The sequence below is a fragment of the Pseudomonas sp. PAGU 2196 genome (assembly GCF_022179005.1).
Taxonomy (GTDB): Bacteria; Pseudomonadota; Gammaproteobacteria; order Pseudomonadales; family Pseudomonadaceae; genus Aquipseudomonas; species Aquipseudomonas kermanshahensis.
This window is the reverse complement of the sequence record NZ_BNTL01000029.1, coordinates 128386-153517: the sequence shown is the minus strand read 5'-3', so window position 1 is coordinate 153517 and position 25132 is coordinate 128386. Positions and strand designations below refer to the sequence as shown.

General features: G+C 63.2%; 24 protein-coding genes and 1 tRNA gene. 10 read left to right on the top strand and 15 right to left on the bottom strand.

Annotated features, from left to right (window positions below; translation table 11 throughout):
• Nucleotides 1-109 precede the first annotated feature (109 nt).
• The 6 genes from MFF34_RS22835 to MFF34_RS22810 form a co-directional block, all read right to left on the bottom strand.
• The gene (locus MFF34_RS22835) at nt 110-1810 is read right to left on the bottom strand and encodes a SulP family inorganic anion transporter (RefSeq protein ID WP_238216602.1); all 1701 of its coding nucleotides are present in this window, start codon (nt 1808-1810) and stop codon (nt 110-112) included.
• A 226-nt stretch (nt 1811-2036) separates the two neighbouring features.
• Nucleotides 2037-2110 (bottom strand) — tRNA-Gly (locus MFF34_RS22830).
• Nucleotides 2111-2234: 124 nt separating this feature from the next.
• Nucleotides 2235-3119 carry an alpha/beta fold hydrolase gene (locus MFF34_RS22825; RefSeq protein ID WP_099430304.1) on the bottom strand — a complete coding sequence of 295 codons (885 nt, stop codon included), beginning with the start codon at nt 3117-3119 and terminating at the stop codon, nt 2235-2237.
• Nucleotides 3120-3495: 376 nt separating this feature from the next.
• Nucleotides 3496-4188 carry a pseudouridine synthase gene (locus tag MFF34_RS22820; RefSeq protein ID WP_238216600.1) on the bottom strand — a complete coding sequence of 231 codons (693 nt, stop codon included), beginning with the start codon at nt 4186-4188 and terminating at the stop codon, nt 3496-3498.
• Between the two features lie 33 nt (nt 4189-4221).
• Entirely contained in the window at nt 4222-4443 is a 222-nt protein-coding gene (locus tag MFF34_RS22815) for a cysteine-rich CWC family protein (RefSeq protein ID WP_027594127.1), read from the bottom strand.
• Nucleotides 4436-5926 carry a sensor domain-containing diguanylate cyclase gene (locus MFF34_RS22810; protein ID WP_238216598.1) on the bottom strand — a complete coding sequence of 497 codons (1491 nt, stop codon included), beginning with the start codon at nt 5924-5926 and terminating at the stop codon, nt 4436-4438. The genes MFF34_RS22815 and MFF34_RS22810 overlap by 8 nt, the downstream gene beginning before the upstream one ends.
• A 212-nt stretch (nt 5927-6138) precedes the next feature.
• Between MFF34_RS22810 and MFF34_RS22805 the strand changes: the two genes are divergently transcribed.
• Nucleotides 6139-6579 (top strand): hypothetical protein, encoded by a 441-nt coding sequence (locus MFF34_RS22805; protein WP_238216596.1) that lies wholly within the window; start codon nt 6139-6141, stop codon nt 6577-6579.
• Nucleotides 6580-6623: 44 nt separating this feature from the next.
• On the opposite strand, the gene MFF34_RS22800 is transcribed toward MFF34_RS22805, so the two are convergent.
• Nucleotides 6624-7730 (bottom strand): enoyl-CoA hydratase/isomerase family protein, encoded by a 1107-nt coding sequence (locus MFF34_RS22800; protein WP_238216594.1) that lies wholly within the window; start codon nt 7728-7730, stop codon nt 6624-6626.
• A gap of 126 nt (nt 7731-7856) precedes the next feature.
• On the opposite strand from MFF34_RS22800, the gene ung reads away from it, so the two are divergent.
• On the top strand, nt 7857-8549 hold the full coding sequence (gene ung, locus MFF34_RS22795) for a uracil-DNA glycosylase (RefSeq protein WP_238216592.1): 693 nt from the start codon (nt 7857-7859) through the stop codon (nt 8547-8549).
• 36 nt (nt 8550-8585) lie between these two features.
• On the opposite strand, the gene MFF34_RS22790 is transcribed toward ung, so the two are convergent.
• From MFF34_RS22790 to MFF34_RS22770, 5 genes are all read right to left on the bottom strand, one after another.
• Complete coding sequence (locus MFF34_RS22790; protein ID WP_238216590.1) at nt 8586-9617, bottom strand: AbrB family transcriptional regulator; 1032 nt, start codon at nt 9615-9617, stop codon at nt 8586-8588.
• A complete protein-coding gene (locus tag MFF34_RS22785) occupies nt 9610-11124 on the bottom strand; it encodes a tripartite tricarboxylate transporter permease (protein WP_238216588.1) in 1515 nt (504 codons plus the stop codon). Before MFF34_RS22785 ends, MFF34_RS22790 begins: the two co-directional genes overlap by 8 nt.
• Nucleotides 11125-11127: 3 nt before the next feature.
• The gene (locus MFF34_RS22780; RefSeq protein ID WP_027594134.1) at nt 11128-11586 is read right to left on the bottom strand and encodes a tripartite tricarboxylate transporter TctB family protein; all 459 of its coding nucleotides are present in this window, start codon (nt 11584-11586) and stop codon (nt 11128-11130) included.
• 136 nt (nt 11587-11722) lie between these two features.
• The gene (locus MFF34_RS22775) at nt 11723-12703 is read right to left on the bottom strand and encodes a tripartite tricarboxylate transporter substrate binding protein (RefSeq protein WP_238216585.1); all 981 of its coding nucleotides are present in this window, start codon (nt 12701-12703) and stop codon (nt 11723-11725) included.
• A 32-nt stretch (nt 12704-12735) separates the two neighbouring features.
• The gene (locus MFF34_RS22770; RefSeq protein WP_238216583.1) at nt 12736-14025 is read right to left on the bottom strand and encodes an OprD family porin; all 1290 of its coding nucleotides are present in this window, start codon (nt 14023-14025) and stop codon (nt 12736-12738) included.
• Nucleotides 14026-14225: 200 nt separating this feature from the next.
• Between MFF34_RS22770 and MFF34_RS22765 the strand changes: the two genes are divergently transcribed.
• The gene (locus MFF34_RS22765; RefSeq protein WP_027594137.1) at nt 14226-14897 is read left to right on the top strand and encodes a response regulator; all 672 of its coding nucleotides are present in this window, start codon (nt 14226-14228) and stop codon (nt 14895-14897) included.
• Nucleotides 14890-16269: a sensor histidine kinase gene (locus tag MFF34_RS22760; protein ID WP_027594138.1), complete on the top strand. Its 1380-nt coding sequence runs from the start codon at nt 14890-14892 to the stop codon at nt 16267-16269. The genes MFF34_RS22765 and MFF34_RS22760 overlap by 8 nt, the downstream gene beginning before the upstream one ends.
• 164 nt (nt 16270-16433) lie before the next feature.
• On the opposite strand, the gene MFF34_RS22755 is transcribed toward MFF34_RS22760, so the two are convergent.
• Both MFF34_RS22755 and MFF34_RS22750 read right to left on the bottom strand, forming a co-directional pair.
• Entirely contained in the window at nt 16434-17240 is an 807-nt protein-coding gene (locus MFF34_RS22755) for an HDOD domain-containing protein (RefSeq protein WP_027594139.1), read from the bottom strand.
• A 55-nt stretch (nt 17241-17295) separates the two neighbouring features.
• Entirely contained in the window at nt 17296-18237 is a 942-nt protein-coding gene (locus MFF34_RS22750) for a folate-binding protein YgfZ (protein ID WP_238216581.1), read from the bottom strand.
• Between the two features lie 133 nt (nt 18238-18370).
• Between MFF34_RS22750 and MFF34_RS22745 the strand changes: the two genes are divergently transcribed.
• On the top strand, nt 18371-18625 hold the full coding sequence (locus MFF34_RS22745) for a succinate dehydrogenase assembly factor 2 (protein WP_027594141.1): 255 nt from the start codon (nt 18371-18373) through the stop codon (nt 18623-18625).
• The gene (locus tag MFF34_RS22740) at nt 18609-19073 is read left to right on the top strand and encodes a protein YgfX (protein WP_238216580.1); all 465 of its coding nucleotides are present in this window, start codon (nt 18609-18611) and stop codon (nt 19071-19073) included. The genes MFF34_RS22745 and MFF34_RS22740 overlap by 17 nt, the downstream gene beginning before the upstream one ends.
• 104 nt (nt 19074-19177) lie before the next feature.
• On the opposite strand, the gene nadB is transcribed toward MFF34_RS22740, so the two are convergent.
• Nucleotides 19178-20782, bottom strand: coding sequence for an L-aspartate oxidase (gene nadB, locus MFF34_RS22735; RefSeq protein WP_099430295.1), 1605 nt, complete (start codon nt 20780-20782; stop codon nt 19178-19180).
• 433 nt (nt 20783-21215) lie between these two features.
• On the opposite strand from nadB, the gene rpoE reads away from it, so the two are divergent.
• The 4 genes from rpoE to MFF34_RS22715 all read left to right on the top strand — a co-directional run bounded on the left by rpoE (nt 21216) and on the right by MFF34_RS22715 (nt 25015).
• Nucleotides 21216-21797, top strand: coding sequence for an RNA polymerase sigma factor RpoE (gene rpoE, locus MFF34_RS22730; protein WP_003252049.1), 582 nt, complete (start codon nt 21216-21218; stop codon nt 21795-21797).
• 31 nt (nt 21798-21828) lie between these two features.
• Nucleotides 21829-22425 carry a sigma-E factor negative regulatory protein gene (locus MFF34_RS22725; protein WP_099430294.1) on the top strand — a complete coding sequence of 199 codons (597 nt, stop codon included), beginning with the start codon at nt 21829-21831 and terminating at the stop codon, nt 22423-22425.
• An 8-nt stretch (nt 22426-22433) separates the two neighbouring features.
• Nucleotides 22434-23399 (top strand): MucB/RseB C-terminal domain-containing protein, encoded by a 966-nt coding sequence (locus tag MFF34_RS22720; RefSeq protein ID WP_238216578.1) that lies wholly within the window; start codon nt 22434-22436, stop codon nt 23397-23399.
• A gap of 209 nt (nt 23400-23608) precedes the next feature.
• Nucleotides 23609-25015, top strand: a complete 1407-nt coding sequence (locus MFF34_RS22715; protein ID WP_371097684.1) for a DegQ family serine endoprotease — start codon at nt 23609-23611, stop codon at nt 25013-25015.
• Nucleotides 25016-25132: the final 117 nt, after the last annotated feature.

Genomic DNA, 25132 nt, shown 5'->3' with positions numbered 1-25132 from the left:
AGCGCTAACAGCGAAGGGTATGTGTTGTCACTGGCCTCTTCGCAGCACAAGGCTGCTCCTACAGTAGAGGGTGATTGGCCTGGATTCAGCGTAAGCACTTTGACGCGTTTTACTCCGGCGTTGACACGTGGCGACTCCTGTTCCGCCACACCCGATAGGCGCGGATCCCGGCGCGTACCGAGCCGAACAGCAGTTTGTCCTCCATCTCCCTTGCCATCCCTGAGCGCACCAGCATGCGCAGGAAGGTGCCGCGGGCGCGGGCGATGGCGAAGAAGATGCCTTGGGCAGCCAGGGTGTCGCGCACTTCGCGCAGCGCGGCAATGCCGCTGACGTCGATGCTGGTCACCGCTTCGGCATCGAACAGCACGACCTTGGGCTGGGCCTGGCTCTGCACGGCTTCCAGCAGGCGCATCTTGAAGTAGTCGGCATTGAAGAACAGGATCGCATCGTCGAAGCGGTACACCACCAACCCCGGTACGGTGCGGGCGTCCTTGAACTTGCGAATGTCGACCTGGCCCTCGGTGCCCGGCAGCCAGCCCAGCACTGCGTCGGTGGGCTGGTAGATGCTGTATAGCAGGCGCAGGATCGCCAGGGTCACGGCAAACACGATACCCGGCAGCACGCCCAGGCCCAGCACGCCGACCGTGGTCAGCAGGCAGAGCCAGAACTCGAAGCGGCTCAGGCGCCGGATGCTCTTCAGCGACTTGATGTCGATCAGCCCCCAGCCCGCCATCAGCAACACGGCACCCAGCGCCGCCTGGGGGATCCAGGCCATAGGGGCGGTGAAGAACAGCAGGATCAGGGCGATCACCAGCGCAGCGATGATGCCGACCAGCTGGCTCTTGCCGCCGACCATGTCGTTGACTGCGGTACGCGAGTCGGCGCCGCTGATTGCAAAGCCTTGCGACATCCCGGCCGCCAGGTTGCTCACCCCGAGTGCCACGAATTCATGGTTGGCGTTGATGGCGTAGCCATGGCGTGCGGCAAAACTGCGCGCTGTGAGCATGGCGCTGCAGAAACTGACGGTGGCAATACCCAGGGCGTCGCGCAGCAGGCTTTTCATTTCTGCCAGGTTGCTTTGCGGCCAAGCCAGCTGCGGCATGCCGGCCGGTACCGGGCCAAGGATGGCGACACCGAAGCGGTCCAGGCCGAACAGGCCTACCACAACCGTGAACAGCGCCACCGCCACCAGCGCCGACGGTAGCCGTGGGTAGCGCTGCGGGAGCCAGATCAGCAGCGCCAGCGCGGACAGGCCGATGGCCAGGGTCACCCCATGAATCTCGCCCAAGCGCTGGAAGAAGTTGACCAGGCTGAGGATGAACCCGTCGCCCTCGATCTTGAACCCGACCACCTTGGACAACTGCCCGGCGATCAGGCTCAGGCCAATGCCATTGAGGTAACCGATCAGGATCGGCCGTGAGAAGAAGCTGGCGATGAACCCGGCCCTGGCCAGGCCCGCCCCGATCAACATCACGCCCACCAGCACGGTGACAATTACCGACAGCTCGGCAATACGCTGCGGGTCGCCCAGCGCCAACGGTGCCACGGCCCCGGCGATCATCGCGCAGGTGGCGGCATCCGGGCCGACCATCAGCTGACGCGAGCTGCCGATCAGCGCATACACCATCATCGGCAGCACGCAGGCATACAGGCCATATTGCGGCGGCAGGCCTACGATTTGTGCATAAGCGATGGCGATGGGGATCTGGATCGCCGCCACCGAAAGCCCAGCCTGCAGGTCGGCATGAAACCACTCACGGCGGTAGTGCAACAGGTTGGCGAGGCCAGGTAGCCAGCGGGACAGAAACATGCGCGGTCCTTTCGAAATGTTTCACGAATCCATCAAGCATATGCGCTTCAAGCCGTTTCGCTTGCAAGCGGATTCGCCAGCCGCGCATTCAAGCGCAACGGCTGGGAAGTGGCCATGGGCCAGATCAACAAAGGGGCATGAAAACGAATAGGCAGAAACGAAAAAAGGAGCCGAGGCTCCTTTTGACAGCGATGACGTTGCTGGAACGCCATGCGGGAATGCGAGGTGGAGCGGGTAGAGGGAATCGAACCCTCAACTAAAGCTTGGGAAGCTTTCGTTTTGCCACTAAACTATACCCGCGTCTGCGTTCGACTTTTTACCAGAACCCTCATCGAATTAGAAGCCCTAGTTATAAAAAGGGTTATAAAAAAGCTTGTCGGCGACCCATAGCCTGCGGGTAAAGGGCTACAGGACGCCGAGGCGCTCAGATGGCCAGTGCATGCTGCCCCTGTACGTGCTGGTAGCGTTGACGTGGCTCACGCACGGTCGGCTTGAGGAAGCCGAGCAGCGCGCTGCGGGTGTCTTCGCAGGCCGCCTTGGTTTCCATGTCGAGGAAGTGCCCAGCATCGCGAATCACGCTGAAGTGGCTCTTGCCCACATGGCGACCAAACTCGCGCGCATCTTCAGCCGTGGTGTACTCATCGCGGTCGCCGTTGATGAACAGCACCGGGATATCGATGTTGCGCGCACCACTCAATGCCCGTTCCAAGTCATGTTGCAGCACTTCGTTGATGTGGAAGTGCATCTGCGCGTACTCGTGGCTGTCCAGGCTGCTCACGTGGCGATAGTTGAAGCGCTTGAACAGCGAGGGCAGGTGCTTGCCGATGGTGTCGTTGACCAGGTTGCCGACCTGGTAGCGGTCACAGGCGGCCAGGTACTGGCAGCCACGGTCCAGGTAGTCGCGCATCGGTTCGTTGATCACCGGTGAGAACGAGCTGACCACGGCCTTCTTCACTCGCCGCGGCTGGTGCGCCAGCGCCAGCAGCGTGCTCGCACCGCCCCACGAAAACGACATCACGTGATCGGCCTGGAAGTGCTCGATCAGCTCAAGGAGGATATGCGCCTCGGTCTCCTTGGTGATCAGCCGTTCCTGGCGGTTGTGCGGTTTGGATTTGCCGGCGTACGGCTGGTCGAACAGCACGACGTTGAATTGTGGGTGCAGGTTCCGCACTGTCTGGGCGAACGAGGCCGTGGTGGCCAGCGAACCGTTGATCAAAATGATCGTCTTCTCGGCTGCATCCGCGCGATGGAACTCCGTGTAAACCCGATACTGACCTTGGATATCAAGTACAGCGATTTCTGGCCTCATGTCATCGACTCCTGGCGCAAAAAAGGGTATTCGCGTCACCTAGGGTGCACGTTCTTTATGACAGGTAGGCATTTGCCTTGAAGAGTTACCGGGGGCCCTGTGTCGATCCTTGGCACACATGTCGACGGTATTGTTTTTGGCGGGCAATTTGCCGTGCCCCAAGGCATCTAGGCGTTGGGTGGCCGGCAAAAAGGTGTCTTCGACTGCGGGCGTGACTCATGAGTCACATGCAGACTGACGATTTGGATTCAAGCAGTGGCCTGGGGATCCTGCAAGTGCCGTTCGGGGGAAAATGTGACTTGGGCCGCCGGGCGGTCGTGTGACACTGCCCTGGCCTCTTCGCGGGCAAGCCCGCGAAGAGGCCGGTGCAAACAACCTAGACCGAGGCGATTTCCTCAGTCGTCAACGCCCTGAATGCCCCCGGTGCCAACGTCGGATCCAGGCGAATCGCGCCCATGCTCTCGCGGTGCAGCCCCACCACCTTGTTGTCGAAATGGCCAAACATGCGTTTGACCTGGTGGTACCGCCCCTCGACGATTGCCAACCGGGCCTGGCGGGGGCCAAGGATGTCGAGTTGGGCGGGCAGGGTGGTGAGGTTTTCGAAGGCGAAATACAGGCCTTCGTGGAACTTGGCAGCATAATGCTCGCCAATCTCGTCCTCGGTCTCGACCAGGTAATGCTTGGGCAGTTTGGTCGTTGGCTGGGTCAGGCGACGCGACCATTGGCCGTCGTTGGTCAGGATAAGTAGGCCAGTGGTGTTGAAGTCCAGGCGCCCGGCGATGTGCAGGTCGTCGCGCAGTTCAGCGGGCAGCAACTCGAGGACCGTGCGGTGTTGTGGGTCCTGGGTGGCGCTGACGCACCCGGTCGGCTTGTTGAGCATTAGGTAGCGCGCCGGCCGCCCGGCCTGCAGCAGTTGCTCATCCACCTCGACGCGGCTGAACTCACGCACCTCCGTCAACGGGTCGACTGCCACTTGGCCATCGACCCGCACGCGGCGCTGCACCAGCAGCAGGCGAACGTGCTGGCGGTTGTAGCAGGGCAGGTTGGCAAGAAAACGGTCGAGGCGCATGGCGAAGGGGGCTGAAGTTAAAGGCCGCGCAGTCTAGCGCTTTGTGCCGGGCGGCGCTGCCTGCAGTTGCGCTTCGACCGCTGCGCAGCGCGGGCACAGGCAGGCCTTGTCACGCAACTCGGCGGGCAGGGCCTGGAGCACGGCGGGGTCGATGGTCACGCTGTAGCACCAACAGGCCTGCGTGGCGCTGCGAGGATCAGCCAGGCTGCACTGGTTGAGGGCGCCGCAGGCGGGGCAGTGCTGGCTGTCATTCATGGTCGGGTCCGGAAACTTCACTGCAGACGCGGTTGCGGCCGGCCTGCTTGGCACAATAGAGCGCACGGTCGGCGCGGGTCAGCAGGGCATGCAAGGTATCGCCCGGTTGCAGGCTGCTCAGGCCGATGCTGGTGGTCAGGCGCAACGGTCGGTCGTCGTAGCTGAAGGTCAGCTGTTCGGTGCGGCGGCGGATTTTTTCCGCCACTTCCTCCGCTTGCCGGCCTTCTGCCTCTCGCAGCAGCACGATAAATTCCTCACCGCCCCAGCGGCAGAGTATATCCGACTGGCGCAGGCTGCCCTGCAGCACATTGGCGAACTGGCGCAGCACTTCGTCGCCGGCCAGGTGGCCATGGGTGTCGTTGAGCACCTTGAAGTGGTCAAGGTCGATCAGCAGGGCCACCAGCGGGCCGCTGTCGCGCTGGGCCTCATGCAGGGCCTGGGCGGCCAGCAGGTCGAAGCTGCGCCTATTGGGCAGGCCGGTGAGGCTGTCGAGGGTGGCCAGCGCCTCGGTGCTGGCCTGGTGGCGCTTGACCATCGCATGCACCAGTAACAGCACCACCAGGGTGATCATCGCGCAGATTGCCAGGTTCAGGTACAGCGAGTGGCGGATGCGGTCCAGGGTACCGGTTTCGCGCTTGTCCACCAGCAGGTACCAGTCCAGCTCGGGCAGGTGCCGCACATTGAGAAAGTGGCTGTGGTTGTCGCTGTCGCGGTATTCGTGGCTGCCTTCGCCAGGTACCGGTTGCTGTGCCAGCAGGTCGCTCAGCTCGGAGTTGTCGCTCAGCGGCTGGCCGACGCGCAAGCCGTGGGGGCCACCTTCGGAGCCGGTCAGCAGGACCTTGCCCTTGGCATCGGTGAACAGCACCGAGCGTTGGTAGCGGCGCTGGTACTCGTCGATCAGCTTGACCACCGACGACACACTCAAGCCCACCCCGGCCGCGCCGAGGAAGCGGTGTTGGTAGTCCAGCACCTGGTAGTTGATGAACACCGTCAGGCTGTCCTGGTTGGCCATGTCCAGGTCGACGTTTATCTCATAGGGTGCCTTGAGGTCGCGTAGGCGAAAGTACCAGGCATCGCGCCAGCTGCCTGGCTTGATCTGCTTGAGTACGCCCTTGGCCTGGTAGTAGGTGAGGCTGCGGTCGGAGACGAAGAACGAGGTGAAGATGTCCTGCTTGCCCATGATCTCGCCCAGGTAGCGGGTGATGCGCTGGGTGTCCTGCTCACCGGACAGTACCCAGTCCCGCAAGAAGGTGTCCTGGGCCATCATCGAGGCGATCAGCACAGGGCGGATCAGGTCTTTCTGGATTTCCGAATAGGCCGTGTCGGAGGTCAGTGGCAGTTCAGTGTTGACGATGCCATCGCGAATGGCGCTGCGTGAGGCGAAGTAGCTGAGCAGGGAAGTGGCGAGAAAGCCGCTGGCCAGCAGCATCAGCAGGGTGACGATCAGCGAACGCTGCGAAAACAGAGCGGAACGTGCAGGCATGATCTTCCCGTGATGTGTGCCAAGGCGGTCATTCTAGTGAGATGACCGGTAAATGACTGCAAGTTTTTCAGGGTTATCGCACCTGTTTCAAATTATTGCAAAAATGGCACTGCACCTCGGTATGGCGGTCTTATTCAGTGTCGATGAACGCGTTTTGCATCGACGCTCGCCAGCGCCGCTGTTCGGGCACTCCAGCGGTCCAGGAGGCCGCCATGTCCTATCGAATGCTGTTGATCGCCCTGTTGGGTCTGATGACCTCTGCCTGCGCCCCTTACTACGGCGACGGGGGCTACTACCGATCGGATTACTACTCCACCGACCGTTATGTATCGCCGGGGTATTACCGATACGACCGCTACTATGTAACGCCGCAGCCGCGTTACTACTATCAGCCCGCACCTCGTTATTACCGCCCGGCGCCGGTGCCGCAGTACAGGCCCCACCCACAGCCAGGCATGAACCAGTGGCATGGCAACCCGCGGTACGACTACGGCAATCGCCAGCGCTATGACTATGGGCGTGACCGTGACCGCCATGACTATCGCGATGGCAGCCAGCGGTATCAGAATGATCGTTGGCATTCCAATGGGCGAGGGGACCGTGACCGCAGGCCAGATGGCGGCCGGGGGCAGGGCCGCAACTGGCAGCGGTGAGATGCCAGAAGGGGCCGTCAAGCGGCCCCTTTTAATTAATTGGCTCAAGCCAAATCCGCCAGTGGATGGCGCCCCTCCCAGACCTTGGCAAAATGCGCCTCGACCACCGCCGCTGGCACCTGCGCTACATCCGGCCAGTGCCATCGCGGCTGATTGTCTTTGTCCAGCAGGCGCGCGCGCACCCCTTCGCTGAATTCCGGGTGACGGCAGCAATTCAGGCTCATGCCGAACTCCATCTGGAATACCTGCGCCAATGACAGGTGCCGGGCCCGGCGGATCTGTTCCCACACCAAATGCGCGGTCAACGGGCACCCCTCATGCAGGTGTTCACCTGCTTCGGCCAGCAGAGGGTCGTTGTGATATTTCAGGCCTTGCAGCGCATGCCACGCGCCGGCGGGGTCGGCGACATCCAGCAGCTCATCGATCACTTGGCGCCGGGGCAGCCATTGCGCCTCGGGTAGCTCCTCGCACGCGCGATGCTGCTCAGCCTTGAGCAGGCTGTTGAGCTGCAACTCGGTCTGCTCCTGCCAGTTCAGCTGCAACAACTCTTCGATCAGCTCCTCCTGCTGGTGCTCGCCGAAGAAACGATCGGCGAGACCCAGGTCGAGGGCATCGCGGGCATTGATTGGGGCGCCGGTCAGCCCGAGGAACAGCCCCAGCTTGCCCGGCAGACGGGCGAGGAACCAGCTGGCGCCGACGTCGGGGTAGAGGCCGATGCTGATCTCTGGCATCGCCAACCGGCTGCTGGGCGTGACGATGCGCACATTGGCGCCTTGCAGCAGCCCCATACCGCCACCCAGCACATGCCCGTGCCCCCAGCACAGCAGCGGCTTGGGGTAGGTGTGCAGCAGGTAATCGAGGCGATACTCGGCAGCGAAGAAGGTGGCGGCCAGCGGCGGCACGCTGCCGGGGTGATCGCGGCAAGCCTGGGCCAGCGCCCTGACGTCGCCCCCGGCACAGAACGCCTTGGCGCCATTGCCCCGCAGCAGCACGCAGACCACGCCAGGGTCGCGGGCCCAGGCGTGCAACTGCTCGCCGAGTACTTCGATCATCCTCAGGTTCAGCGCATTGAGCGCCTTGGGTGCATCCAGGGTGGCGATGCCGATACAGGCGCCATCGGCACCGGTGAGTACCTCGCAATGAATAGACATGGACTACCTCTCGCAGGTCATCGCACAAGTATGGCCTGCCTGCGGGATCATGCCGGTCGTCGGTCGGATCGTTTGACAAGCGGAGGAGGCTTACCTAGTGTCGCGCCATTGTTTACGGATGGCCCCATGACTGACGACGATCGCATCAAACTCGAACCCAGCTGGAAAGCCGCATTGCGCGACGAATTCGACCAGCCCTACATGCATCAGCTGCGCGAATTCCTGCGCCAGGAGCACGCGGCCGGCAAAGAGATCTACCCTCCAGGCCCGCTGATCTTCAATGCCCTTAACTCGACGCCGTTGCAGCAGGTCAAGGTGGTGATCCTCGGCCAGGACCCGTATCACGGCCCAGGCCAGGCCCATGGCCTATGCTTCTCGGTGCAGCCTGGCGTCGCCACGCCGCCGTCGCTGGTCAATATCTACAAAGAGCTGCAGCGCGACCTGAACATTCCGATCGCCAGCCACGGCTACCTGCAGAGCTGGGCCGAGCAAGGTGTGCTGCTGCTCAACACGACCATGACCGTGGAGCGCGCCAATGCGGCTTCACATGCCAAGAAGGGCTGGGAGTTCTTTACCGACCGGGTCATCCAGGTGGTCAGCGAGCAGTGCCCGAACGTGGTGTTCCTGCTGTGGGGCGCGCATGCCCAGGGCAAGCAGAAGCTGATCGATGGCACCAAGCACCTGGTGCTGAAGTCGGTGCATCCGTCGCCCTTGTCGGCGTATCGAGGCTTCCTCGGTTGCGGGCACTTCAGCCGGGCCAACAGCTTCCTCGAACAGCGTGGGTTGGCACCGATCAACTGGGCCTTGCCGCCGCTTTGATGGCATGAAACACCGCGAAGTAGGCGACGCGGTGTTTCAGGCTTTTTCTGCGTTCCAGAGCCGGAACAGCGGCTCTGCCAAAAACAACACGAACAACAACCGCATCACTTGCAGCGCTGTCACCAACGGCACCGACAGTTGCAGGGTCTCCGCCGTCAGGCTCATCTCCGCAATCCCGCCGGGCATCATCCCCAGGGTCAGCGAACGCAGGTCTAGCGACGTCATCACGCTCAACCCCCACGCTGCGCTGCCGGCAATCAACATGCACAGCGCCGTGGCCAGCAACGTACGGCCCAGAAACGAAGGTGCGCGGCGGAAAAACGCGCGGTTGAAGTGGCAGGCCAGGCCGCTGCCAATCAGCCACTGGCCGATTTGACTAGCGCCATCAGGCAGGCCGATCTGCAGGTTGCCCGCCAGGCTAACCGTCGCCGCCACCAGCAGCGGCCCGAACAGCCAGGGGTTGGGCTGGCGCAACCGCTGCCAGATAAAGCCCGCGGCTATACCCAGCGGGGCGATCAACGCTAGCCAGCTCCAGCTCACACTGCCGGCATGATTGAGCGGTACGCCGTCACCCATCAGGAACTTGAACAGCGCCGGCACGCACAGCACCACTGCCAACACACGCAGGCTTTGCGCCGCCGCCACCTGGCTGAGCACCGCGCCATTGCGCGCGCCCAGGTTGACCATCTCACCCGAACCGCCCGGCATGCTGGCGAAGAAGGCGGTTGCGCGGTCTTCGCCGGTACGTCGCAGCAACCACACGCTGATCACGCTGGACAGGGTAGTGAACAGCGCGCCAAAGAAGATCAGCAGAAAGTGGCTGCCCACCTGTTCGATCACAGCGGGGGTGAAGTGCAGGCCGATGCCCAGGCCGATGATGCATTGCCCGCATTTGCGCCCATTGGGGATTTCCGACAGCTGCCAGGGGGTCAGGCAGCGCACCAGGATGATCGCCAACAACGCGCCGACCATCCAGGGCAAAGGCCAGCCGACCGTGCTGGCGAGATACCCACCAGTAAGGCCGACCAGCCCGGTCGCCCAATACAGGGGCAACGACCGATCAGGCATCAGCCATGGCCCGGCGCTGCAGGCTGCGCTTGCGCCAGATACGCAGCAGCGGCAGGCACAGCATGCACACCGTCAGTACCCACACGCCCATGCTGATCGGGCTCGACCAGAGGATGCCCAGTTCACCGTTGGAGATCGACAGCGCACGGCGCAGGTTCTGCTCCATCAGCCCGCCGAGGATGAAGCCGAGCAGGATCGGCGACAGCGGGAAGTCCAGCTTGCGCAGGATGTAGCCCATGATGCCGATGCCGACCATCAGGAACAGGTCGAAGGTGGTGGCGTGCACGGCATACACGCCGATCCCGGTGATGATCGCGATCACCGGCACCAGCGCCCAGTTTGGTACAGCGAGGATGCGGGTGAAGATGCGGATCATCGGGATGTTGAGGATCACCAGCATGATGTTGGCGATGAACAACGAGGCGATCAGGCCCCAGACGATGTCTGGCTGCTGTTCGAACAACAGCGGGCCGGGGGTGATGTTGTACAGGGTCAGTGCGCCGATCATCACCGCGGTGGTGCCCGAACCTGGCACGCCGAGGGTCAGCATGGGGACCAAGGCGCCGCAGCAGGAGGCGCCGATAGCAGTTTCTGGCGCGGCCAGGCCACGGGCATCACCCTTGCCGAACTTGCCGCTTTCGCCAGCGATACGCTTCTCGGTCATGTAGGCCACGGCACTGGCCAGGGTCGCGCCGGCACCTGGCAGCACGCCCATGATGAAGCCGAGCAGGCCGCAGCGGATGTTCACTGCGAACACCGAAGCCGCTTCCTTGACGTTGAACAGCATGCGCCCCGTGGCCTTGACCGCCTGGTGGCCATGGTGGGTCTTTTCCAGCAGCAGGAGGATTTCGCTGATCGAGAACAGCCCCAGCACCAGCACCACGAACTGGATGCCGTCGGCCAGGTGCACGCTGTCACCGGTGAAGCGGTAGACGCCGCTGTTGGCGTCGATGCCGACCGCCGACAGGAACAGGCCGATCAGCGCAGCGATGAAGGTCTTCAACGGTTTGTCGCCGGCCATGCCGCCCAAGGCGACAATGGCGAACACCATCAGCACGAAGTATTCCGCCGGGCCGAAGGCGATCGCCCATTTCGCCAGCAGCGGCGCGAACAGCACCATGCCGCAGGTGGCGATGAAGGCGCCGATGAACGAACTCCAGGCAGACAGCGACAAGGCAACGCCTGCCAGGCCCTGGCGGGCCATCGGGTAGCCGTCGAGGGTGGTCATCACGGTCGAAGCTTCGCCCGGGATGTTCAGCAGGATCGAACTGATGCGCCCGCCGTATTCGCAGCCCAGGTACACCGCAGCCAGCAGAATCAGCGCCGACTCAGGCGGCAGGCCCAGGGCAAAGGCGATGGGGATCAGCAGGGCCACGCCGTTGATCGGGCCCAGGCCCGGCAACAGGCCGACCACGGTGCCGATCAGGGTGCCACTGAGGGCGGTGACCAGGTTGTACGGGCTCAGGGCGACGCCGAAGCCCTGGCCCAGGTAGCTCAAGGTATCCATGTGTCAGTTCTCCAGTACGCTCAGCAGGCCAAGGGGCAGGGGCACGTCCATCACGCGGTCGAACAGCCAGTAGAGGAACAGGCTCATGCCGACCACGACGATGGCGCTGTGCAGCCAGCGGCCGCCGTACAGCCGGGCCATGGGCAGGCCGACCAAGATGGCGCTGAGGATGAAACCCAGAGGTTCGAAGGTGGCAGCGAAGACGATCAGCAGGCCGACGCAGGCGGCGATCTTGATCAGGGTTTCGCGGTCCAGTTCCGGCTCGTCGTCTTTGCGCACGATGGGCGTTGGGCGAATGGCCAGGTAAAGCAGGCCCAAGCCCATCAGGCCGAGCATCAGCAGCGGATAGGCCCGCGGGCCAACCGGTTCGTAGGAAAACGCAGCCTGGTACGGCCAGGCCATCACGGCCAGGGCGGCGCATACCGCCAGCAGGACCAGGGCGAAGAGGCGTTGCAGGATCATCGGGGAATCCTCGTTGGACGCGGACTCTGTGGGAGCGGGCTTGCCCCGCGAACACCGGCAAAGCCGGTGCCATGCACCGAGGTGCCAGCTTCGCGGGGCAAGCCCGCTCCCACAGGAGGGTGGAGGGTTTGAAGGCTTACTGAATCAGGCCGAATTCCCTGGCCAGTGCCTTGTAGTCAGCCACCTGCTTCTTCACATAGCCGTCCAGCTCTTCGCCGGTCATGGCGAACGGGAACAGCTCGCGCTGGTCACGCAGCTTGGCGAAGTCTTCCGAGGCCAGCATCTTGTCGAACGAGGCCTTCCACCAGGCGTAGTCCTCGTCGCTCACCTTAGGCCCCAGGTAGAAGCCGCGTACCACCGGCCAGACGATGTCGTAGCCCTGCTCCTTGGCGGTAGGGATGTCTTTCATCTCTGGCTCGTCCAGGCGGTTTTCGGAGAACACCGCGAGGATGCGCATGTTGCCGCTCTGAATGTGCGGCATGGAGTCGGAGATGTCGGTGGAGCCGACCTGGATGTGCCCGCCCAGCAATGCAGTGGCAATTTCACCGCCGCCTTCCAGGGCCACGTAACGCAGGTCACGCGGGTTGATGCCGGCGGCCTTGGCGATCAGCGCGGTTTGCATCCAGTCCTGGCTGCCGACCGTGCCACCGGAGCCGATCACGACCTTGCTCGGGTCTTTCTTCAGAGCAGCAACCAGGTCGGCGAGGGTTTTGTAGGGCGAATCGCTCTTCACGGCGATGGCACCGTAGCTGGTGCCGACCGCTGCCAACCACTTGACCGCGTTCTCGTCGAAGCGGCCGAACTTGCCTTGGGCTAGGTTCAGCAGCGAGCCGCTGGACCACGCCACCAGGGTGCCGGCATCCCCTGGGCGCTGGGCCACCACGGCGTTGTAGGCCACCGCGCCGACGCCGCCGGGCATGTAGGTGACACGCATGGGCTTGCTGAGGATCTTCTCCTGTACCAAGGCGCTCTGCACCAGTTTGCAGGTCAGGTCGAAGCCACCGCCGGGCGAGGCAGGGGCGATGCATTCAGGGCGTTTCGGTTCGGCAGCGAGGGCGTTGCCGGCCAGCAGCAGGCAGCCGGTAGCGAGGACGAGGCGGCGCAGTGAAAAGGTCATCGTCAATCTCCGTGAGCGTTGTTGTTATTGGGTTACCACAGGGCCACGCTGTAGCTCACCAGCAGCCGCACTTCGTCGGCGTCGCGGGCAAAATTCGAGCGGAAGGTGGCGTTGCGCAGGCGCACGGCGACGTTTTTCAACGGGCCGCTTTGTACCACGTACTTGAACTCGGTGTTGCGTTCCCACTCCTTGCCCTCGCTGCCATCGGCGCGGCTGACGTTGTCGCCGCTGATGTAACGGGTCATGAAGGTCAGGCCGGGGATGCCCAAGGCCGCGAAGTTGTAGTCGTAGCGCATCTGCCAGGAGTGCTCGTCGGCACCGGCGAAGTCGTTGATCTGCACGAAGTTGACCAGGTACGGGTCGGCGCCATCGATGTAGGGGAAGGCGCTGTCGCCGGACAGGTGCTGGTAGGCGGCACTGACCTTGTGCCCGCCCAGGGCGTAGCTGAGCATGCCGTTGACGGTGGTGTTGTCGATGTTGCCCGCCTTGGCAGCGCCGGCATCGTCACTCACGGCCAGGCGCAGGTCAGCGCCCAAGGTGCCCGGCCCCCACGGCTGGGTGGCGACCATGCCGAGGAAGTGCTGGCGGTAGATGTCGTCGAGTTGGGCGAAGTGGTAGCTGCCGGTGATGCGATCGGTGAACTGGTAGTCCAGGCCCGCGAGGTCGAGGTTATCGGCCGTGAAGGTGCCACCGAAGCGGCCGTTCTTGTTGTTGAGGGCCAGGTCTTCCCAGTTGGTGTCGTTGCGGTCCTTGGCCTTTTCCAGGCGCCCACCGGTGAAGGTCAGGTGGCTGATTTCTTTCGAGGTGAGCAGGCCGCCTTCGAAGGTTTGCGGCAGGATGCGCCCGTCGTTGGGCTGCAGGGTCGGCAGCTCGGGGATCAGCGTGCCGATCTTCAATTCGGTCTTGGACACTTTGACCTTGCCGGTCAGGCCGAGCTTGGAGTATTCGTCGGCGGCCTTGCCGTCGTCATGGGTCGGCAGCAGGCCGGTGTCGGTGCGGTCGGGGCTGGAGTCGAGCTTGATGCCGAGCATGCCCAGCGCATCCAGGCCAAAGCCCACGGTGCCGTCGGTATAGCCAGACTCGAAGTTGAGCATGAAACCCTGGGCCCATTCGTCGCGCTTGGATTGCTGCGCGCTGGTGCCGTCGCGAAAGTCGCGGTTGAAGTACATGTTGCGGGTTTCGAAGGTCGCCGTGCTGTCTTCGAAGAAGGCGGCCTGGCTCATGGGCGCGACACCGGCGAGCGCAAGGGCGCTGGCGATGGCAGAAGGGCGTGCGGCAAAGGAACGGGTAGGCACGTATGCCTGCGGCTGCGATGACAGCATCGTCGATGACTCCGTTTATTGTTCTTATTCGTTGCACCTTGCTGGTGCTTTTTTCGGCGCGTGGGGCGACCGTGGTGCGATGCTAGGTAACGAACCTTTCGCTAACCTTTCAGCGTGAAAGGTTTGTCAGAAGGGGCTTCACAGGCCGGTCGACAGCGGTACACTCCGCGCCACCGCCCCACCCGAGCAGGGAGAATCCGATGCGTGTGCTGCTGGTCGAAGACCACCTGCAACTGGCCGAAAGCGTGGCCCAGGCCTTGAAAAGTCACGGCCTGACCGTGGATGTACTGCATGACGGCGTGGCTGCCGACCTGGCCCTGGCCAGTGAGGAATATGCCGTTGCCGTGCTCGATGTCGGCTTGCCGCGCATGGATGGCTTCGAAGTGCTGGCGCGTTTGCGTGGCCGCGGCAAGACCCTGCCGGTGCTGATGCTGACCGCGCGCAGTGACGTCAAGGACCGGGTCCACGGGCTGAACCTGGGGGCTGACGATTACCTGGCCAAGCCGTTCGAACTGACTGAGCTGGAAGCCCGGGTCAAGGCCTTGCTGCGCCGCAGCGTGCTGGGTGGCGAACGCCAGCAGCGTTGCGGGCCGTTGGTGTACGACCTGGATACCCGGCGCTTCAGCCTGGGCGAGGACAACCTGACCCTGACCTCGCGTGAACAGAGCGTGCTCGAAGCGCTGATCGCCCGCCCAGGCCGGGTGATGAGCAAGGAGCAACTGGCCGCCCAGGTGTTTGGTCTGGACGAAGAAGCCAGCCCCGACGCCATCGAAATCTACATCCACCGCCTGCGCAAGAAGCTCGACGGCCACCCGGTGGCGATTGTCACCTTCCGTGGCCTGGGGTATCTGCTCGAGCATCGTGATGCGTGACAACGGCAGCTTGCGCGGGCGGCTGCTGGGCAACCTGGCACTGTTGCTAGTGGTGCTGATGCTGGCCAGCGGCCTGAGCGCCTACTGGAACGGCCGCGAAGCCGCCGACACGGCCTACGACCGGACCTTGCTGGCCTCGGCACGGACCATCGCCGCGGGCTTGTCGCAACGCGACGGCTCGTTGAGCGCGGACGTGCCCTATGTGGCCCTGGATACCTTCGCCTACGACAGTGCCGGGCGTATCTACTACCAGGTGCTGGACATCAAGCAGCGCTTGATCTCGGGCTACGAGAACCTGCCAGCGCCGCCGCCTGGCACGCCGCGCACCGACGACTACCCGGCGCTGGCGCGGTTCTACAACGCGACGTACCTCGGCCAGGACGTGCGCGTGGTCAGCCTGCTCAAGCCTGTCAGCGAGCCGAACATGAACGGCATGGCGGAAATTCGCGTGGCCGAGACCGAAGAAGCGCGGGTGCGCATGGCGCGCGGGCTGATGGCCGATACCCTGCTGCGCCTTGGGATGCTGGCACTGGGCGCCTTGGTGATGGTGTGGTTTGCGGTCAGTGCCGCGCTACGCCCGCTGGAGCGCCTGCGCACCGCCGTGGAAGAGCGCCAACCCGATGACCTGCGGGCCTTGCCGGTGGTGCAGGTGCAGCGCGAACTGGGCCCACTGGTGCGGGCCTTGAACCACTTTACCGAGCGCTTGCGCGGGCAGTTCGAGCGCCAAGCCCAGTTCATCGCCGACGCCGCCCACGAGTTGCGCACGCCCTTGGCGGCGCTCAAGGCGCGGGTTGAGTTGGGTTTACGTTCATCCGAGCCGCAGGAGTGGCGGCAGACGTTGGAATCAGCCGCCCAAGGCACGGACCGCTTGACCCACCTGGCCAACCAGCTGTTGTCATTGGCACGGGTCGAGAATGGCGCCCGGGCAATCGCCGAAGGTGGCGCGCAGCGCCTGGACCTCAGCCAGTTGGCCCGCGAACTGGGCATGGCCATGGCGCCCTTGGCGCATAACCGTGGCGTGGCATTGGCCCTGGAGGCCGAGGCGCCCGTGTGGCTCAAGGGTGAGCCGACCTTGCTCAACGAACTGCTGAGCAACCTGGTGGATAACGCCTTGGCGCATACCCCGGCCGGTGGCAACGTGATCCTGCGGGTGCTGGCGCCGGCGGTGCTGGAGGTCGAGGATGATGGCCCGGGTATTCCCGAGGATGAGCGCGAACGGGTGTTCGAGCGCTTCTACCGCCGCAGTGCTCAAGGCAGTGGGCTGGGGTTGGCGATTGTCGGCGAGATCTGCCGCGCGCACCTGGCGCAGATCAGCCTGCACGATGGCGAGAAGGGCGGCTTGCGGGTGCGGGTGAGTTTCATCGCTGACTAGGGTTTCATTTCCATTGGCCCGTCGGCACGTAGGAGCAGCCTTGTGCTGCGAAAGGGCCAGTGACTGCTGCGAAGATTTGCTGTGTTGTTAACCGTCTCTTCGCAGCACAAGGCTGCTCCTACCTGAATCGCGCAGGAGGGTAGGTGTAGCGGGCTTTCGGCGGCCTAGCGCAACAGGCTCCGCGCCTCGAGCAGCTCTTCGACTTCCAGTTCGGTGCCGAACGGCAGCCCCAGGTGTCGGTACGCCGGCAACGCGGCCAGTGGCCGGCTACGCCCACGTTGGCTGATGCAGCGGGCGATCTGCACGACGTCGATATAGTCGACCTTGTCGGTCTGCCGGTCGAGGTCCTGAACCTGGCTCGGCAGGTTGACCAATTGCTCGGGAAACTCCCACGCCTTGAGGATCTTGTCACCCAGCACGGGCTGGATCTGCTCGATCACGTAGTGCAGGCAGACCGGGTCGGACAGCAGCTCGTTGTGTTCTTCGGCGTAGATCAGCACCGGCAGGGCACCGATCTGGTTGACCAGCCCACCGAGGGTCGCCTGGTCGGGTTTGAGGTGGGTGAAGCGGCGGCAGATTTCGTAGCTGATGCCTGCCACTTCCAGGCTGTTGACCCAGATATCGCGCAGTTTTTGCTCAACAGCCGGCGAGCGGGCATGAAAGATCTGTTCGATCACCAGGCCGATGGCCAGGTTGCAGCTGTAGTTGATGCCAAGGCGAGTGATTGCGGTATGCAGGTCGGTGACCTCTACCGCAGCGCGCAACAGTGGGCTGTTGACGACTTTGATCAGGCGCGCCGAGAGGGCCGCGTCGCGACCGATCACCTTGCTCAGGGCCGACACGCTGATCTCGCTATCCTCGGCGGCCTCGCGGATGCTCAAGGCAACCTCGGGCAGGGTCGGCAGGACCAGGTCATCCTTTTCGATGGCATCGAGCAACTGTGCTTGAACCATCTCGGCCAGCTTGTTCATGGACTTCTCTACCGCAGTGGTGGTGCGGCCCCGTCACGCGGACGGGGCAGGCTGGTCAGCGCTGGATTTCCCGGTCGCGGTCCAGTTCGTAGGGCAGGCTCAGCACGTGCAGGCGTGGCCCTTCCAGGCTGCCCAGGTGCAGGTTGTCGTCGGCCACCGCATCGGCGCTGAGCACCGCGAGCAACTCGCAACCGGTACCCGTATTGGCCGCTATCACCACTTCACCGACCGACGAGCCATGGGTGGGCGAGAAAATCTCGGCACCTGGCGCGGGGATGTCCTGTTGATCGAGCGCGAGGCGATACTGACGGCGCTTGAGCTTGCCCAGGTACTGCATGCGGGCAACGATTTCCTGGCCGGTGTAGCAGCCCTTCTTGAAGCTGACGCCATCCACGGCCTGCAGGTTGATCATTTGCGGGATGAACAGCTCGCGGGTAGGGCCCATGACCTGGCCAACACCTGCGCGGATCTGGCCCAGCAGCCAGTCGTTGAGGCTGCCTTCAGGCAGGCTGGCGGCGAGTGCCGCGCCTACGTGGGCGGCCTGCTCGGCAGGTACCCACAGCTCGACACGGCCTGCGGACACGGCGATGGCGATCAGGCCCTCGTGGCGCACGGTGGCGCCCGCTTCGACCGGCGGCGTCAAGCCCAGGGCTTGCAGTGCCGCCTCGCCGCCCTGCAGGCCAAAGCGCGCCCAGGCGGCGCTCTCGTCGCTGAGGGTAGCCTTGGAGAACACGGCGTACTTCTTGAGGTCGGCCAATTGGGCATCGAGCAGCTCACTGGCCATGGCCAGCAGGTAGCCATTGCCTTCGGGCACGATACGGAAACTCGACTGCATGCGCCCTTTGACCATGCAGCGGGCACCGAGGCTGGCATGTTCCTGGCTGAGGTAGTTGATGTTGCAGGTCAGCTGGCCCTGCAGGAACTTGCCTGCGTCGGAGCCGCGGACGGCGAGGATGCCCTCGTGGGACAGGGGGCTGAAGAAAGCGGAATCGGCCATGGGTCATCGCGGTGGCTAAAGACTGGCGGCCATCATAGAACGCCAGTAACAAAATAGGTAGGTGACTAGACCAACGCCCTGTGCCGCTTCGCTCGCCTGGCTGTATACTGGCGGGCCATTCGAGGAGGGCCCCATGGTCGAACAAACTGAACTCAACCGGCTTTTCTGGCACAGCCGCCGCGGCATGCTGGAACTGGACGTACTGTTGGTGCCTTTCACCCAGGAAGTCTACGCCACCCTCAACGAAGCCGACCGCGAACTCTATGTACGCCTGTTGAGCTGCGAAGATCAGGACATGTTCGGCTGGTTCATGGAGCGCACCGAGTCTGAAGACCCGGAGCTGCAGCGCATGGTCCGCATCATCCTGGACCGTGTCCAGCCCAAGTGAGTTTTTCGAAAGCCGTTGGCAAGGCTCGCGCCTGCTGCTGACGGCCTACCTGAGTTGCCAGGTGCTGGCGCTGTTCACCGTATGGATGAGCGCGTTGCCCTGGTGGCTGTCCCTGGCGGCCACTGCCGCGTCTGTCGCCCACGCCTGCTGGGCCATCCCCCGATGCATTTTGCTCACGCATCCGCGTGCGGTTACCGGGCTGCGCCGAGACCTGCTTGGTTGGCGGGTATTCAGCCGCGCCCAGGGTTGGCAGCCGGTGCGTTTGTGCCGGGACAGCGTTGCGTTGCCGGGGATGGTGGTCGTGCGGTTTGTGCGGGAGGGGCGTTGGCTGGGGGAGGGGCAGTGCGTTCCCAGGGATGCCCTCGGGGCTGATGAGCATCGGCGGTTGCGGGTAAGGCTGAAGTTCAGCCGGCGGCGCTGGGCTGAGGTGGGAGCGATTCAGGGCTGATAGGTTTTCACCGTGGCAGGTTCAGTGCCTGTGAGATCGAGCGCCGCGCGGGCGGCGCTCGATCTCACAGGCGCTGCAGCTTTCAGACCAGACCGCTGCAGCTTTCAGACTGGGCTGAGGATGGTGTCTTTAGCCTCGTCCAGCATCCCCGGATAATCCAGCGTGTAATGCAACCCACGGCTTTCCTTGCGCTGCATCGCCGAACGAATCATCAGTTCCGCCACTTGCGCCAGGTTGCGCAGCTCGATCAGGTCGCGGCTGACCTTGTAGTTGCTGTAAAACTCGTCGATTTCGTCGAGCAGCAGGCGGATGCGGTGTTCGGCGCGCTGCAAGCGCTTGCTGGTGCGCACGATGCCGACATAGTCCCACATGAAGCGCCGCAGCTCGTCCCAGTTGTGCGCGATGATCACATCCTCGTCCGAGTCGGTGACCTGGCTGGCATCCCAGCCAGGCAGGGCTTTGGGCATGTCGACCTGTTCCAGGTGCGCCTGGATGTCGGCGGCAGCGGCGCGGCCATAGACGAAGCATTCAAGCAGTGAATTGCTGGCCATGCGGTTGGCGCCATGCAGGCCGGTAAAGCTGGTCTCACCGATGGCATACAGCCCAGGCACGTCGGTATGCCCGCGGTCGTCCACCACTACACCGCCGCAGGTGTAGTGGGCTGCAGGTACTACCGGGATCGGCTGGCGGGTGATGTCGATGCCGAAGGCCAGGCAGCGTTCGTAAACGGTGGGGAAGTGGCCTTTGATGAAATCGGCCGGCTTGTGGGTGATGTCCAGGTACACGCAGTCCACGCCCAGGCGCTTCATCTCGTGGTCGATGGCGCGGGCCACGATGTCGCGTGGGGCCAGTTCTTCGCGGGGGTCGAAGCGCGGCATGAAGCGCTCGCCGTTGGGCAGGCGCAACAGGGCGCCTTCACCGCGCAGGGCCTCGGTGATCAGGAAGCTCTTGGCCTGAGGGTGGTACAGGCAGGTCGGGTGGAACTGGTTGAACTCAAGGTTGGCCACCCGGCAGCCCGCGCGCCAGGCCATGGCGATACCGTCGCCGCAGGCACCGTCCGGGTTACTGGTATACAGGTAGACCTTGGCCGCGCCTCCTGTGGCGAGCACGGTGAAGCGCGCCCCGTAGGTGTCTACTTCGCCCGTATTGCGGTTCAGCACGTAGGCACCCAAGCAGCGCTCGCCGGGCAGGCCCAGGCGGCGCTCGGTGATCAGGTCGACCGCCACGCGCTGCTCCAGCAGCTGGATGTTCGGGCGTAGGCGGGCCTGGGCCAGCAAGGTGGTAAAGATTGCGGCGCCTGTGGCATCGGCGGCGTGGATGATGCGCCGATGGCTGTGGCCCCCTTCGCGGGTCAGGTGGAACTCGAAGCCCCCATCGTCGACACCGTGCTGCTCATCCCGGGTAAAGGGCACGCCTTGCTCGATCAACCACTGGATGGCTTCGCGGCTGTGCTCGACGGTAAAGCGCACGGCATCTTCATGGCACAGGCCACCGCCAGCATTGAGGGTGTCCTCGACATGTGACTGTACGGTGTCGGTGTCGTCCAGCACGGCGGCAACACCGCCCTGGGCCCAATAGGTCGAGCCATTGGCCAAGTCGCCTTTGCTGAGCACGGCGATACGCAGGTGGCTGGGGAGGTTCAGTGCCAGGCTGAGACCGGCGGCGCCGCTGCCGATCACCAGGACATCATGTTGGAATTGTTGGCTCATGTCGGGACACTAGTAATCTACGGAAGGGGCACGGCACAATAGTCACGCGCCGATGGCATTGTGAAACTATCGTTAAACCAGGCCGGGTTGCCTTTATAGCAGCCCCGGGTGGCCAATTTCCATGCCACTTGCCAGGAAGCAGCGACCTTGTGGGAACTTTCCGACAGCTACGGAAATCCTATGAAGGCTGCCCGCACGCCACAAATGTCGCGGCGACGCACGGCGGCAGCTCTATTCGGGCTGACACCTGCGTATTCGAAACCTGATTATTGACGTTGCCGGCCGTGACCGCGCCGCGTCTTCCGTGCGAGCCGACCAAGGGCTGCAGGAAACTTGCTTGGAGGGGAGAACTTTTGCGCAAAGCCCGAGTCTATGTTTGCAAGCCTGAACGATGGCTGTTGCAACACTCCTTCGAGTCTACCGAGGAGTGTTCATGCTAACCCAGGAAGAGGATCAGCAGCTTGTCGAGCGCGTGCAGCGCGGTGACAGGCGAGCTTTCGATCTGTTGGTGCTGAAGTATCAGCACAAGATTCTCGGGTTGATCGTGCGGTTCGTTCACGACACCCACGAGGCCCAGGATGTGGCACAGGAAGCCTTTATCAAGGCCTACCGTGCGCTTGGCAATTTTCGCGGAGACAGTGCGTTTTATACCTGGCTGTACCGCATCGCCATCAACACGGCGAAGAACTACCTGGTGTCCCGTGGAAGACGGCCACCAGACAGTGATGTGAGCTCCGAGGATGCGGAGTTTTACGACGGCGATCATGGTCTCAAGGATCTCGAGTCCCCAGAGCGCTCGTTGTTGCGGGATGAAATCGAAGGCACGGTCCATCGCACCATCCAGCAACTGCCCGAAGACCTGCGCACGGCATTGACCCTGCGCGAGTTCGACGGATTGAGTTACGAAGACATTGCCAGTGTCATGCAATGTCCGGTGGGTACCGTGCGCTCTCGAATCTTCCGCGCTCGGGAGGCCATAGATAAAGCCCTGCAGCCGTTGTTGCAGGAAACCTGAGACAGCGGCTACAGCCAAGAGAGGAACCGCCATGAGTCGTGAAGCGTTGCAGGAATCGCTGTCCGCGGTAATGGATAACGAAGCGGACGAACTGGAATTACGTCGGGTACTGAGTGCCGTCGACGATGCCGAAACCCGTGCCACCTGGTCGCGTTACCAGGTCGCTCGCGCAGCGATGCACAAGGAACTGCTGCTGCCCAACCTCGATATCGCCTCGGCGGTGTCGGCAGCGTTGGCTGACGAAGCGGTGCCGGCCAAGGTCAATAAAGGCCCATGGCGCAGCGTCGCTCGCCTGGCAGTCGCTGCCTCGGTGACGGTTGCCGTGCTGGCGGGTGTGCGCATGTACAACCAGGACGAAATCACCGGTGCAGAGCTTGCCTCCCAGCAGCCTGCGCAGCAGGGGCTGAGCGTGCCACAAACTCAAGGCCCGGCGGTATTGGCAGGCTATAGTGAAAGCAGTGAGCAACCGACCGGGCCGATGGCCAACGGTGTGCTGCAGAACCAAGCCGGCTGGGATCAGCGTCTGCCAGGCTACCTGCGCCAGCACGCCCAGGAATCTGCGCTCAAGGGCAGCGAAACCGCGTTGCCGTATGCCCGCGCCGCCAGCCTGGATAACCCCGCTAAGTAAGGAGGATCATGCGCGCGCTACCTCTCCTGTCGCTGCTGATAGGCAGCTGCATGACGGTGCCAGCGTTGGCGGCCAACTCTTCGCCCGAGGCGAATGAGTGGCTGAACAAGCTGGCACAGGCCGAGCAAAAGCAAAGCTACCAGGGCTCTTTCGTCTACGAGCGCAACGGCAGCTTTTCTTCCCACGATATCTGGCACAGGGTTGAGGACGGCAAGGTCAGTGAGCGGCTTCTGCAGCTCGATGGCACTGCCCAGGAAATCGTGCGCGTGGATGGCAAGGTTGCGTGCGTCAGTGGTGCCTTGGTCAACGGCGTTACGACGCCGCCCGATGCGGCGCCGCGTGCGCTAGATCCCCTCAAGTTGATGGGCTGGTACGATTTGGGTGTGGCGGGCAAGTCACGTGTCGCCGGGCGCGACGCCGTGATCGTCACCCTCACACCGCGCGACCAGCACCGTTATGCGTTCGAATTGCACCTTGATCGCCGCACCGGCTTGCCGCTGCGCTCGTTGATGCTCAACGACAAAGGGCAATTGCTCGAACGCTTCCAGATGACCCGCCTCGATACCGATGACCTGCCTAGCGCGGATGACTTGCGCCCCAGTGCCGCTTGCAAACCGGTGGAACGTGGCACCAGCACCGGCGAGGAAACCGTCGCCGGATGGCGCTCAGACTGGCTGCCGCCGGGTTTTGAGCTGGTCAACAGCTCGGTGCGCCGCGACCCGGCCCGCAGCAGCACGGTCAGCAGCCTTATGTATGACGATGGCCTGGCGCGCGTTTCGGTGTTCCTCGAGCCGGTCAACGACAACTCAGGCACCGACACACGCGTGCAACTCGGGCCAACCGTTGCGGTATCACGCCGTCTGAACACGCCGAAGGGCAAGGTCCTGGTCACTGTGGTAGGTGAAATACCCCTGGGTACCGCTGAGCGCATTGCGCTGTCGATGCGGCCTCAGGATGCCCAGGCGCGGCAATGATGGCGTGCGCTTTTCAGGTGGTTTCCGGCGTGAGAGACATGCTCCTGAAATGAAATTAAAGCATTGTCATTTGCAATCTTTCCGTAAATTTTCTATAGGTCAGGCTTCTTGGAGCCTGGCCTTTCCTGCTTGTGCAGGGGCCTTACGCTAACCACGCTCGTTGTGACGGGAGCCGTATGTCTATACCACGCTTGAAATCCTACCTATCGATGTTCGCCGCCGTGCTCATGCTCGGCCAGGTGCTCACCGCCCAGGCCGAGGAAGCCCTGCCAGACTTCACCACGTTGGTCGAGCAAGCCTCGCCGGCCGTGGTCAACATCAGTACCAAGCAGAAGCTGCCGGACCGCCGCATCGCCGCAGGGCAGATGCCGGACCTCGAAGGCCTGCCGCCGATGTTCCGCGAATTTTTCGAGCGCAACATGCCGCAACAGCCCCGCTCGCCGCGGGGTGATCGTCAGCGTGAAGCCCAGTCGCTGGGTTCGGGTTTCATCATTTCCAGCGATGGCTACGTACTGACCAACAACCATGTGGTGGCCGACGCCGACGAGATCATCGTCCGCCTGTCGGACCGCAGCGAGCTGCAAGCCAAGCTGGTCGGCACCGACCCGCGCACCGACGTCGCGCTGCTTAAGGTCGAAGGCAAGAACCTGCCGACCGTCAAGCTGGGTGACTCCGAGAAGCTCAAAGTGGGTGAGTGGGTGCTGGCCATCGGTTCGCCGTTCGGCTTCGACCACTCGGTGACCAAAGGTATCGTCAGTGCCAAGGGCCGTACCCTGCCTAACGACACCTACGTGCCGTTCATCCAGACTGACGTTGCCATCAACCCGGGCAACTCCGGCGGCCCGCTGTTCAACATGCAAGGCGAGGTCGTGGGTATCAACTCGCAGATCTTCACCCGCTCGGGCGGCTTCATGGGCCTGTCGTTCGCGATCCCGATCGATGTCGCGATCGACGTATCCAACCAGCTGAAAAAAGACGGCAAGGTCAGCCGTGGCTGGCTGGGCGTGGTGATTCAGGAGGTCAACAAGGACCTGGCTGAGTCCTTTGGCCTGGACAAACCGGCTGGTGCCCTGGTGGCCCAGGTGCTGGAAGATGGCCCAGCCGCCAAAGGTGGCCTGCAGGTGGGTGACGTGATCCTGAGCATGAACGGCCAGCCGATCGTCATGTCGGCCGACTTGCCGCACCTGGTCGGCAGCCTCAAGGATGGCGACAAAGCCAAGCTCGAGATCATCCGCAACGGCAAGCGCCAGAACCTGGACGTCAGCGTCGGTGCGCTGCCGGACGATGACGCTGACATCGGAACCGGTACCGGTGCAGATGGCAGTGCCGAGCGCAGCAGCAACCGTCTGGGCGTTTCGGTCGCTGACCTCAGCGCCGAGCAGAAGAAAGCCCTCGAACTCAAGGGTGGCGTGGTCATCAAGGAAGTCCAGGATGGCCCGGCCGCATTGATCGGCCTGCGTCCAGGTGATGTCATCAGCCACCTGAACAACCAGGCCATTGGCTCGGCGAAGGAATTCACCGAGATCGCCAAGGATCTGCCGAAGAACCGCTCGGTGTCCATGCGCGTGCTGCGCCAGGGGCGTGCGAGCTTTATCACCTTCAAGCTGGCTGAATAAGCGGGTCTTCAGGTAGGAAAAGGGGCAGCGTTGGCTGCCCTTTTTCGTGGAATCTACGGAGAAATGGGCTGGTCCGATCGCCGGCAAGCCGGCTCCCACAGGTGGGGTGGAGCTTTC